This window comes from Streptomyces sp. WAC 01529, assembly GCF_003945545.1.
Lineage (GTDB): Bacteria > Actinomycetota > Actinomycetes > Streptomycetales > Streptomycetaceae > Streptomyces > Streptomyces anatolicus.
In genome coordinates this window covers 4,635,001-4,646,606 of the sequence record NZ_CP029617.1, presented here as the reverse complement: position 1 = coordinate 4,646,606, position 11,606 = coordinate 4,635,001, and the positions used below count along the sequence as shown (strand labels likewise).

The window sequence follows — 11,606 nt, the reverse complement described above, 5'->3', positions numbered from 1 at the left end:
CGGGTAGAGCGGGGCTGCAGGCGGTCACACGTCCCCAGACCGCCCCGTCGACAGCAGGCTATGTCTTTGTGAACGCGTGCACAAAGATTGTGTCCGATTTGCCCGGCCAACGTGACCGGGGTCACGCGCCCCCGGCGCACGATCGTGGAACCGGCGCACGGGCGACATCGTTGCTCACTGGATGGGGGCAAAACCGCACACTCTCCTCACGATCATCGCCCCCGAGACCAAAACCGCCCCAAAGCGTAAACGACTTGGGGTCCAGTTTGGACTACCCAGTCAGTAACCTCGGCCGGTCAGCCGGTCAGCTCACGCCGCAGCCGGGCCTCGTCCACGCGCCAGAAGGTGTGCTGCTCCCCGTCGACCAGGACCACCGGGATCTGCTCCCAGTAGGCGCGGTGCAGTTCCTCGTCCCGCGTGATGTCCTTCTTCTCCCACGCGGCCCCCAACTCCCCGCAGACCTTCTCGATCACCAGCTGTGCGTCATCACACAGATGACAGCCCGGCTTCCCGATCAAGGTGACCGTGCGGTCCGCCGGGTTCTTCTTCTCCGTACGACGAAAAATCGGGCTCATGCCCCCCATTCTCGCCCCGCCGACGCGCCCGGCGGCCGCACCGGGCCCGCACCGTTTAACTGCTCGGTCGCGAAGAGTTCACAAGGGCGCATCCCGCCGACTCCGGAACCACCGAACGAACTAGCTATGCTCACGGCATGGCCGCTCTCGGATGGCTCACCCCCCGTAGGCGCTCCGCCACGGCGCGGAGCGTGTTGGCAGGCGAGGCCTCGGCCGAGGCCGCCCGCAAGTCCTCCCAGGAGCTGGAGGAACTCACCGGCCGGACCACGCCCGAGCAGGGCCCGGCGGAACCCGCGTTCCCCGTCGTCGGCGACGTGGCCGCCGCCGCCTTCTTCGACCTCGACAACACCGTGATGCAGGGCGCCGCGATCTTCCACTTCGGCCGCGGCCTGTACAAGCGGAAGTTCTTCGAGCGCCAGGAACTGGTCCGATTCGCCTGGCAGCAGGCGTGGTTCAGGCTCGCGGGCGTCGAGGACCCCGAGCACATGCAGGACGCCCGCGACAGCGCCCTCTCCATCGTCAAGGGCCACCGCGTCACCGAGCTGATGACCATCGGCGAGGAGATCTACGACGAGTACATGGCCGAGCGCATCTGGCCGGGCACCCGCGCCCTGGCCCAGGCCCACCTCGACGCGGGCCAGAAGGTCTGGCTGGTCACCGCCGCCCCCGTGGAGATCGCCACCGTCATCGCCCGCCGCCTCGGCCTGACCGGCGCCCTCGGCACCGTCGCCGAGTCCATCGGCGGCGTCTACACCGGCAAGCTCGTCGGCGAACCGCTGCACGGCCCCGCGAAGGCCGAGGCCGTCCGCGCGCTGGCCGCCGCCGAGGGCCTAAACCTCGCCCGCTGCGCCGCGTACAGCGACTCGCACAACGACATCCCGATGCTCTCGCTCGTCGGACACCCGTACGCGATCAACCCCGACGCCAAGCTGCGCAAATACGCACGCGAGCGGGAGTGGCGGCTGCGCGACTACCGCACCGGCCGCAAGGCCGCCAAGGTCGGCATCCCCGCCGCGGCCGGCGTCGGCGCGCTCGCGGGCGGCACGGCCGCCGCGATCGCCCTGCACCGCCGCCGCCACTGACCGACCGTCACCGGCCCGCGCCCGTAACGCCGCCGGTCACCGCGCATTCCCCCGCTCCTACCCCGCCCCGCATCCGGCCAGTCCCGATGGTTGCACTCGGCCACAACACGCCCCGCGTGGCGACGGAATGTGAACCATTCTGATCAACAAGCGGTCACTCTCTGGTACTTGAAGCGCCGCCATTCGGTTACAGAAGCGACGTAATCGATGATTTGAGCAACTGGGTGTAGCACTGCCTGTACGAAGCGTTATTCTCCTCAAACGCATGACGGACCCCGCGCGTCGCTACGACGAGTGAACGGTTCCGTACTGCACGTGATGGAAGCTCTGCCTCTGGGAGTCCCGTGTACCCACACGTCGGGGTTGACGCCTCGGGCCTGGCTACGCTGCGCGCAACGGTCATCGACCGCTTGCGCGGCTTCGTCCCCACCGCGTATGCCGTCCCGGCCGTCCCCGCCCTCGCCGTCCCCGCACCCGCCGGGCCGTGCTATGCCCTGGCGGACGGCGGTGCGGCAGTCAACAGACGGGCCCGTTCCGGCGCCGCTGCCGCCACCTCAACGCCCACCCCCCGCCGTCCCGCCGCGGACAGCGACAGCGCCCGCATGATGGAGCTGGTCGAGCGCGCCCAGGCCGGCGAGTCCGACGCCTTCGGCCGCCTCTACGACCAGTACAGCGACACGGTCTACCGCTACATCTACTACCGCGTCGGCGGCAAGGCGACCGCCGAGGACCTCACCAGCGAGACCTTTCTGCGCGCCCTGCGCCGTATCGGAACCTTCACCTGGCAGGGCCGCGACTTCGGCGCCTGGCTGGTCACGATCGCTCGCAATCTGGTAGCCGATCACTTCAAATCGAGCCGTTTCCGCCTCGAAGTGACCACCGGCGAAATGCTCGACGCCAACGAGGTCGAGCGCAGCCCCGAGGACTCCGTCCTGGAGTCCCTCTCGAACGCGGCACTGCTCGAAGCCGTCCGCCGCCTCAACCCCCAGCAGCAGGAGTGCGTGACCCTGCGCTTCCTCCAGGGCCTCTCCGTGGCCGAGACCGCGCGCGTCATGGGCAAGAACGAAGGCGCGATCAAAACGCTCCAGTACCGCGCGGTGCGCACGCTCGCCCGCCTCCTGCCGGACGACGCGCGCTAGCGCCTCTCCCACGGCACCCGCTCACGGTCCGTGGCGCTCAACTCACCATCCGTGGCGGCCAGATGGCCGCCACGGCCCTTCGTCGATTCTTCGCGGTCCGATCATCCGCCGTCCGTAACCCAAGTGCCGCGACGCTCGTTGTGCGGGATGCAGGCTCCCTGTGGTTGCCCCCTGATCGCCTACGCTCACTCGATCGTGTGGAAGCGTTCCGGGCAAGCAACCCTCAGGACCCCCTGGGGAGTCGACCGTCATGACGAGAGGAGGTGCCGCCAGTGATCGCGAACGTATCGGCCCACCGGCGGGCGAACGCCTTCGCCCAGGCCCTGGAGGAGCATTCCGACCAGGACCCGGCGGCCGAGCAGTCCGAGCAGTCCGAGGACTCCGCGCCCACCGCGCCCGCGGCCGCGTCCGTGGAGTCCACCGAAACCACCGTGGCCCGCGCCGAGCCCACCGAGCAGGGCCGCATGCTGGCCCTCGCGGACGGTCTCGACGCGTTGCCCAAACCCGTCCTCGACCCCGAGGTCAAGGTCGTCCAGCGCGCCCAGCTCGTGGCCGCGATGGAAGCCATGTTCCTGGAGGGCGGCGCCGGCGCCTCGGTGCCCGAACAGCGCTCCCGCAAGGGCGCCCACCGAGCGGGCCCGCTGCGCAAGCTGCGGCCCCGCTCCCGCCTCTCCAAGGGCATCGCGGCCGGCGGCCTCACCGTCGGCGTCGCGGCCGGAGCCTTCGGCGGAGTCGCGGCCGCCAGCTCGGACGCCCTGCCGGGCGACTCGCTGTACGGCCTCAAGCGCGGCATGGAGGACCTCAAGCTGGGCATGGCCGACGGCGACGTCGACCGCGGCAGGCTCTACCTCGACCAGGCCTCCACCCGGCTGAACGAGGCCCGCAGGCTCATGGAGCGCGGCCGCTCCGGCACGCTCGACCACGAGTCGCTCGGCGAGGTCAGGCGTGCCCTCTCCGGCATGCGGCACGACGCCACCGAGGGCCACCGCCTGCTCCTCGAGGCGTACGAGCGCGACGGCTCACTCGGCCCCATCCAGGCGCTCTCCGCGTTCTCCCGGTCGCACCGGGAGAGCTGGAGCGACCTCCAGGACCGCCTGCCGGTCCAGCTGGGGGACGTGGGCGCACAGGTGGACTCCGTCTTCGACGCCATGGACGAAGAGGTCGAACCCCTGCGCGCACTGCTGCCCCGCGCGCCCGAGAAGGGCGGCCCCTCCGGCCGGTCCCCCCAGCGCCCCAGCGGCTCCGAGGGCACCGACGGACGGCCCTCCGCCCCCTCGGGCAGCGGCGGCGGACACCGCGGCGACCCGGGCGACTCCGGCAAGCCCAGACCCTCCTCACCGCACAGCCAGGGCGACGACGTCCTGGGCGGCAGCGTGGGCGGCCTCCTCGACCCGCCGGACGAGAAGACCACACAGCCCCCGTCGGCCGGCAAGCCCAAACCCGGCAAGGACCGCCCCTCCGCCAAGCCGGACGTCACCCTGCCCCCGCTCCTGCCCGGTCTGCTCCCGGAGCTGGGCATCGAAGAGGGGGACGCGAAGTAACCCTCATCAGTACGCCACTGGGGGCGCCCTCCCTCCGAGGAGAGCGCCCCCAGTGGCGTGCGTACGTACACGCGCGGGGCAATCCCGCGGTCAGAAGAAGACCGACCGCCGCTGCACCAACAGCTTGTACAGCGAATGCTGGATCTGTTCCCGCACCTGATCCGTCAGGTTGAACATCAGCATCGGGTCCTCCGCCGCCTCCGGCGGATAGCCGTCCGTCGGGATCGGCTCCCCGAACTGGATCGTCCACTTCGTCGGCAACGGCACCGCGCCCAGCGGGCCGAGGAGCGGGAACGTAGGCGTGATCGGGAAGTACGGGAAGCCGAGGATGCGGGCGAGCGTCCTGGCGTTGCCGATCATGGGGTAGATCTCCTCCGCCCCGACGATCGAGCACGGCACGATCGGCGAGCCCGTGCGCAGCGCCGTCGAGACGAAGCCGCCACGGCCGAAGCGCTGGAGCTTGTAGCGCTCGCTGAACGGCTTCCCGATGCCCTTGAACCCCTCCGGCATCACCCCGACCAGCTCGCCCCGCTCCAGGAGCCGCTCCGCGTCCTCCGCGCAGGCCAGCGTGTGGCCGGCCTTGCGGGCCAGTTCGTTGATGACCGGCAGCATGAAGACGAGGTCGGCGGCGAGCAGCCGCAGATGGCGGCCCTGCGGGTGGTTGTCGTGCACCGCGACCTGCATCATCAGGCCGTCCAGCGGCAGCGTCCCAGAGTGGTTGGCGACGATCAGCGCCCCGCCGTCCGCGGGGATGTTCTCGACGCCCTTCACCTCCACCCGGAAGTACTTCTCGTAGACGGGGCGGAGCAGCGACATCAGGACCTGGTCGGTCAGCTCCTCGTCGTAACCGAAGTCGTCGACCTCGTACTCACCGGTGAGCCGCCGCCGGAGGAAGGCCAGGCCTCCCGCGATGCGCCGGTCCCACTCGCCGCCGCGCGCCTCCTGGGCCCGGGCCTCGGGTTCCGGGCGCGGAGGTGGTGGCTCCTCGGGGGCCTGCTGGCCCGGCAGTGCCTTGACCTCGCTCACGGGCCCGGGATCGCCCGCGCGCCGCGGCGCGGGCCTGCGGCGCGGTGCGCGCTGCGCACCCGCGCGCGAACGGTCGTCGTCGAACGGAATGACCTTGGCGTCCGCCATCGTTGACGCTCTCCTCAGTTGGCGCATCGGTTGCCACCCGCGAGGGGCAGCGCGGCGATCCGGTCCACGGCCCCCGCGAGGGCACCTGGCGGCAGCAGGCCGGGACCCCGGCTGCGTACGAAGTCCGCGAAGGTCTCCGCGGTCGTGTACTTGGGCCTGAAGCCCAGTGTCTCGCGCATCTGGCGGGTGGCCACGACCCTGCCGTGGGTGAGCAGCCGGATCTGCTCCGGCGAGAAGTCCGTCACGCCGAGCGTGCGCAGCGCCGAGCCGACCCAGGTGACGGCCGGGAGCAGCACGGGCACGGTGGGGCGGCCCAGCCGCCGCGAGCACTGCGAGAGCAGCAGCTGGCCGTCGCCCGCGATGTTGAACGTGCCGCTGTTGAGCGTCCCGCGCCGCGGTTCGTGCGAGCCGAGGCGCAGCACCTCGACCGCGTCGTCCTCGTGGACGAACTGCAGGCGCGGGTCGTAGCCGAAGACGGTCGGCAGGACGGGCAGCGAGAAGTACTCGGCGAGCGGGGACTCCGCCGCGGGTCCCAGGATGTTCGCGAAGCGCAGGACGCACACCGCCACGTCCGGGCGGCGCCGCGCGAAGCCGCGCACATAGCCCTCGACCTCGACGGTGTCCTTGGCGAAGCCGCCACTGGGCAGTGACTTCGGCGGTGTCGTCTCGGTGAAGACCGCGGGGTCCCTGGGCGCGGAGCCGTACACGCTCGTACTGGACTTCACCACGAGCCGCTTCACGGTCGCCGACTTCTGGCAGGCGCCGAGCAGCTGCATGGTGCCGATGACGTTGGTCTCCTTGACCGAGCCCCGGCCGCCCCTGCCGAGCGCGGTCGCCGTCACGTCCATGTGGACGACCGTGTCCACGCCGTACTCGGCGAGCACCTTGGCGATCGCGGGCTGCCGGATGTCGGCCTGGACGAAGTCGGCGCCGCCGAGATGGTGCTCGGGCGGGACCGCGTCGACGGCGATCACCCGGTCGACCTCGGGATCTCGCTGGACGCGTCGGACGAACCGTCCGCCCAGCTGCCGGGCCACTCCGGTCACGAGCACGACCTTGCCCAAGATCAGCGCCTGCCTTTCCCCAACCCTCGCCGCACACCGCAGACTGTGTCCGGGCCCACGCTAGCGGGTCGGTGTTGCGCTGTGATGACCGCGCGCTGCGGGAAGTGACGACGGACACAGGGCTACGTACGGACCAAGTTCCCGCCCCTCAAGCAAGTACCGCGCTGCGGGGCCCCAAACATGCCGAAGCCCCCCCACCGGTTGGTGGGGGGGCTTCGAAACCCGCTGTGCAGCGATCGCCTACTTCTTGTTGCGACGCTGAACGCGAGTGCGCTTCAGCAGCTTGCGGTGCTTCTTCTTGGCCATCCGCTTACGCCGCTTCTTGATAACAGAGCCCACGACTACCCTCGCTCACTTCTCTTCACTCGGTGCGGGGCAGCAGACTGGGCCCACACGACCTACGTCGGCCTAGCCTACCCGCCCCCGCGTGAAGGGCGTAATCGAGGGCCAAAGGATCCGCGCGGACCCTGCGGCGAGGGGCCCGAAAGCCCCTGCGCTCAGCCGGCCTCCACCCCCACATACGACTCGCGGAGATACTCATGAACCGCCTGCTCGGGAACCCGGAAGGACCTTCCGACCCGAATGGCGGGCAGATGACCGCTGTGCACCAAGCGGTACACGGTCATCTTGGACACTCGCATCACCGAGGCGACTTCCGCCACGGTCAGGAACTGAACCTCGTTCAGCGGCCTCTGGTTCTCAGCCATGACACCCCACCTGAACCTTCCGCACATGACGGGCACCGGCTTCCCCTTCCGGTGACTCTTCGTCGCTGCGCGCTCACTCCCCAGACTAGGGGCGGATGATGCGAGTGGGGAAGAGGAGCAGCCATCGGCCGCCTACTGTGACAGACACGCTCGATTGAGTACATAGCGAGTAAGCGGTCGGTAGTAATCAGACCGCACAGCGTCATCAAGCGGAACGACGACGGACACCCGCCCCTCGGCCTCTCCGACGAACAGCGCGGGATCATCCGTATCCGCCAGACCGATCGCCTCAAACCCCAGCTGACCTGCCCCGCAGACCCATCCGTGGTCTCCGACGACCAACTCGGGAAGCGGTCCGCCGGCCTGTGCCGCGGCATCCAGAACGGCCCGAACCGGGAGCGGAGAATGGGTGTGTGCGCCGGTCGCACTCCCGGTGGAACGCACGCCGGGTTCGCGCACCAGCGCGACGCCTTGTGCGTAGTCAAGGTTGTACGTGCGTAGGCCGAACCGGGTCGTTATGTCGACACTGCTGCCCTGCGCGGGGGTGAGGACGGTGCATCCCGCCGCCGACAAGGCGTCCGCCAACGCGGCGTAGAAGCCCAGCAATCGATGGGGGTGGCCGGTCCCGAAGAGTACCGGCAACCGCCGCCGTGCCGCCTCCGAGAGCCGGTCCGCGAAGGCGTCGAGCGCCCTCAACGTCCGCTCCGGATCGATGACATCGGCCCCCGTGGTGTGCCGAGGATCCGCGGACACCCCGCACTTGTCGGCCATCAGCCGCAGCAGATCCGTACACCCCCAGCTCCACTCGGGGTCGAGCCCGAGCAGTATCCGCGGATCCCTCGCCGCGAAGAGCCGGTAACTGCGCAGGCTCTCTTCCCGGGAGGTGGCCACGGGCCCGGCCAGCCGAGCCGCCAAGAGGTGCGCGCGCAGGGCGCCGGTGGTCAACACGCTCCGATGCTGGCGCATCGGCGGACGACGGGACGTCAAAACCCCGAAAAACCCCCACAGTTGGGCTAACAGGGGCACAATGCGGGCGCATATGCGGCCCGCCGGTGCCCTACTGAGCCCGCTCCGGCGTTCGTGCGGCTACGCCAGCAGCCCCCGCAGCGGGAACGTGGCCCGCCGAGCCGCGAGGACGGCCTGGTCGAGCCGGTCGGCCGGGTCGTACCCCGCCTCCCACTCCTGCCAGCCCACGGGCCACCGCCCGTCCGTCATCCGCCCCGGCGCCAACTGCCGCGTACGGGCGAACACTTCCTGCCGCCACTCCTCGGGGACCGGGGCCTCGGGCTCGACCGGGCGTCCTGCGGCGATGGCCACGAGATGCGTCCAGGAGCGCGGCACCACATCCACCACGGCGTACCCCCCGCCTCCCAGGGCCACCCACCGCCCCTCCGCGTACTCGTGGGCCAGCTCGTGGCAGGCGACCTGTACGGCCCGCTGGGCGTCCAGCGACACGGCGAGGTGTGCGAGGGGGTCCTCGAAGTGCGTGTCGGCGCCGTGCTGTGTGACGAGCACCTGCGGGCGGAACTCCGCGAGCAGCTCGGGCACCACGGCGTGAAAGGCCCGCACCCAGCCCGCGTCACCGGTCCCGGCCGGCAGCGCGACATTGGCCGCGGAGCCCTCGGCCAGGCCCGCCCCGCCCGTCTCCTCGGGCCATCCGGTCTGCGGGAACAAGGTACGGGGGTGCTCGTGCAGGGAGATCGTCAGAACCCGCGGGTCGTCCCAGAACGCGGCCTGCACCCCGTCGCCGTGGTGCACGTCGACATCCACATAGGCGACCCGCTCGGCGCCCACCTCCAGCAGGCGCGCGATCGCCAGCGCCGCGTCGTTGTAGATGCAGAACCCGGAGGCGCCGCCGGGCATGGCGTGGTGCAGTCCGCCCGCGAAGTTCACCGCGTGCAGCGCCTCACCGCGCCACACCGCCTCGGCGGCCCCGACGGACTGCCCGGCGATCAACGCCGACACCTCGTGCATGCCGGCGAAGGCCGGGTCGTCCTCCGTACCGAGGCCGTACTCCCCGCGCGCGGACGCGGGGTCCGCGGAGGCCGCCTTCACCGCCGCCACATAGTCCTCGCGGTGCACGAGCCGCAGCGTCGAGTCCCCGGCACGCTTGGCCGCGACCACGTCCAGCTCCCGGTCGAGCCCGAAGGCACCGACAAGACTTCGGGTCAGCCCGAGCCTGACCGGATCCATGGGGTGCCCCGGGCCGAAGTCATAGCCCGTTACTGCCTCGTCCCACATCAGCTGTGCGCGCCCGCTCATGCCCGTCACCGTACCGGCCCGGTCCGGCGGCAAGGAAAACGGACGTACAACACTTCGCCCCGAAACGCAGAAAACCCCCGCACCAAAAGGTGCGGGGGTTTCCCGTTCAAAATTAGTTCGGCGGCGTCCTACTCTCCCACAGGGTCCCCCCTGCAGTACCATCGGCGCTATGAGGCTTAGCTTCCGGGTTCGGAATGTAACCGGGCGTTTCCCTCACGCTATGACCACCGAAACACTATGAAACTGACAACCGCACCGCCATGTGGCATGACGGGGTTGTTCGTGGTTTCAGAACCAACACAGTGGACGCGAGCAACTGAGGACAAGCCCTCGGCCTATTAGTACCAGTCACCTCCACCCGTTACCGGGCTTCCAGATCTGGCCTATCAACCCAGTCGTCTACTGGGAGCCTTAACCCCTCAAAGGGGGTGGGAATACTCATCTCGAAGCAGGCTTCCCGCTTAGATGCTTTCAGCGGTTATCCTTTCCGAACGTAGCCAACCAGCCATGCCCTTGGCAGGACAACTGGCACACCAGAGGTTCGTCCGTCCCGGTCCTCTCGTACTAGGGACAGCCCTTCTCAATATTCCTACGCGCACAGAGGATAGGGACCGAACTGTCTCACGACGTTCTAAACCCAGCTCGCGTACCGCTTTAATGGGCGAACAGCCCAACCCTTGGGACCGACTCCAGCCCCAGGATGCGACGAGCCGACATCGAGGTGCCAAACCATCCCGTCGATATGGACTCTTGGGGAAGATCAGCCTGTTATCCCCGGGGTACCTTTTATCCGTTGAGCGACGGCGCTTCCACAAGCCACCGCCGGGTCACTAGTCCCGACTTTCGTCCCTGCTCGACCCGTCGGTCTCACAGTCAAGCTCCCTTGTGCACTTACACTCAACACCTGATTACCAACCAGGCTGAGGGAACCTTTGGGCGCCTCCGTTACTCTTTGGGAGGCAACCGCCCCAGTTAAACTACCCATCAGACACTGTCCCTGATCCGGATCACGGACCGAGGTTAGACATCCAGCACGACCAGAGTGGTATTTCAACGGCGACTCCACGAACACTGGCGTGCCCGCTTCAAAGTCTCCCACCTATCCTACACAAGCCGAACCGAACACCAATATCAAACTATAGTAAAGGTCCCGGGGTCTTTCCGTCCTTCTGCGCGAAACGAGCATCTTTACTCGTAGTGCAATTTCACCGGGCCTATGGTTGAGACAGTCGAGAAGTCGTTACGCCATTCGTGCAGGTCGGAACTTACCCGACAAGGAATTTCGCTACCTTAGGATGGTTATAGTTACCACCGCCGTTTACTGGCGCTTAAGTTCTCAGCTTCGCACACCCGAAAGTGCACTAACCGGTCCCCTTAACGTTCCAGCACCGGGCAGGCGTCAGTCCGTATACATCGCCTTACGGCTTCGCACGGACCTGTGTTTTTAGTAAACAGTCGCTTCTCGCTGGTCTCTGCGGCCACCCCCAGCTCACCGTGTAAAACGGATCACCAGTGATGGCCCCCCTTCTCCCGAAGTTACGGGGGCATTTTGCCGAGTTCCTTAACCATAGTTCACCCGAACGCCTCGGTATTCTCTACCTGACCACCTGAGTCGGTTTAGGGTACGGGCCGCCATGAAACTCGCTAGAGGCTTTTCTCGACAGCATAGGATCATCCACTTCACCACAATCGGCTCGGCATCAGGTCTCACCCTGTATGTCATCCGGATTTACCTAGATGACGGGCTACACCCTTACCCCGGGACAACCACCGCCCGGGCTGGACTACCTTCCTGCGTCACCCCATCACTCACCTACTACCACCTTGGGTCAGCGGCTCCACCACTCCCCTCAACTCCGAAGAGATCAGGGCGGCTTCACGGCCTTAGCATTAATGGGCTCGATGTTTGACGCTTCACAGCGGGTACCGGAATATCAACCGGTTATCCATCGACTACGCCTGTCGGCCTCGCCTTAGGTCCCGACTTACCCTGGGCAGATCAGCTTGACCCAGGAACCCTTAGTCAATCGGCGCACACGTTTCTCACGTATGTATCGCTACTCATGCCTGCATTCTCACTCGTGAACCGTCCACCACTGCCT

10 protein-coding genes and 2 rRNA genes (1 of these 12 running past the window's edge) are annotated in these 11,606 nt (G+C 68.1%); 3 read left to right on the top strand and 9 right to left on the bottom strand.

From position 1 onward, the window contains the following. Nucleotides 1-296: 296 nt before the first annotated feature. On the bottom strand, nucleotides 297-584 hold the full coding sequence (locus DMA15_RS20990) for a glutaredoxin family protein (RefSeq protein ID WP_125514321.1): 288 nt from the start codon (nucleotides 582-584) through the stop codon (nucleotides 297-299). 128 nt (nucleotides 585-712) lie between these two features. On the opposite strand from DMA15_RS20990, the gene DMA15_RS20985 reads away from it, so the two are divergent. The 3 genes from DMA15_RS20985 to DMA15_RS20975 all read left to right on the top strand — a co-directional run bounded on the left by DMA15_RS20985 (nucleotide 713) and on the right by DMA15_RS20975 (nucleotide 4,337). Beyond that, a complete protein-coding gene (locus DMA15_RS20985) occupies nucleotides 713-1,657 on the top strand; it encodes an HAD-IB family hydrolase (RefSeq protein WP_125514320.1) in 945 nt (314 codons plus the stop codon). Nucleotides 1,658-2,001: 344 nt separating this feature from the next. Next, nucleotides 2,002-2,796 carry an ECF subfamily RNA polymerase sigma factor, BldN family gene (locus DMA15_RS20980; protein ID WP_125514319.1) on the top strand — a complete coding sequence of 265 codons (795 nt, stop codon included), beginning with the start codon at nucleotides 2,002-2,004 and terminating at the stop codon, nucleotides 2,794-2,796. Between the two features lie 272 nt (nucleotides 2,797-3,068). Further along, nucleotides 3,069-4,337: a DUF5667 domain-containing protein gene (locus DMA15_RS20975; RefSeq protein WP_125514318.1), complete on the top strand. Its 1,269-nt coding sequence runs from the start codon at nucleotides 3,069-3,071 to the stop codon at nucleotides 4,335-4,337. Nucleotides 4,338-4,427: 90 nt separating this feature from the next. Here the strand turns inward: DMA15_RS20975 and DMA15_RS20970 are convergent, their stop codons facing one another. From DMA15_RS20970 to DMA15_RS20935, 8 genes are all read right to left on the bottom strand, one after another. Continuing rightward, a complete protein-coding gene (locus tag DMA15_RS20970; protein ID WP_125514317.1) occupies nucleotides 4,428-5,471 on the bottom strand; it encodes a lysophospholipid acyltransferase family protein in 1,044 nt (347 codons plus the stop codon). Between the two features lie 14 nt (nucleotides 5,472-5,485). Then, nucleotides 5,486-6,535, bottom strand: coding sequence for an NAD-dependent epimerase/dehydratase family protein (locus DMA15_RS20965; RefSeq protein ID WP_125514316.1), 1,050 nt, complete (start codon nucleotides 6,533-6,535; stop codon nucleotides 5,486-5,488). A gap of 240 nt (nucleotides 6,536-6,775) precedes the next feature. Then, nucleotides 6,776-6,874 carry an AURKAIP1/COX24 domain-containing protein gene (locus DMA15_RS20960; RefSeq protein WP_003948845.1) on the bottom strand — a complete coding sequence of 33 codons (99 nt, stop codon included), beginning with the start codon at nucleotides 6,872-6,874 and terminating at the stop codon, nucleotides 6,776-6,778. A 158-nt stretch (nucleotides 6,875-7,032) separates the two neighbouring features. Beyond that, entirely contained in the window at nucleotides 7,033-7,242 is a 210-nt protein-coding gene (locus tag DMA15_RS20955; protein WP_062770509.1) for a helix-turn-helix domain-containing protein, read from the bottom strand. Between the two features lie 132 nt (nucleotides 7,243-7,374). After that, nucleotides 7,375-8,190 (bottom strand): phosphatase, encoded by an 816-nt coding sequence (locus DMA15_RS20950; protein WP_125514315.1) that lies wholly within the window; start codon nucleotides 8,188-8,190, stop codon nucleotides 7,375-7,377. A gap of 138 nt (nucleotides 8,191-8,328) precedes the next feature. Further along, a complete protein-coding gene (locus DMA15_RS20945; protein ID WP_125514314.1) occupies nucleotides 8,329-9,504 on the bottom strand; it encodes an acetoin utilization protein AcuC in 1,176 nt (391 codons plus the stop codon). Nucleotides 9,505-9,619: 115 nt separating this feature from the next. Beyond that, a 5S ribosomal RNA gene (gene rrf, locus DMA15_RS20940) occupies nucleotides 9,620-9,736 on the bottom strand. Nucleotides 9,737-9,822: 86 nt separating this feature from the next. Continuing rightward, a 23S ribosomal RNA gene (locus DMA15_RS20935) occupies nucleotides 9,823-11,606 on the bottom strand (it continues 1,341 nt past the right edge of the window).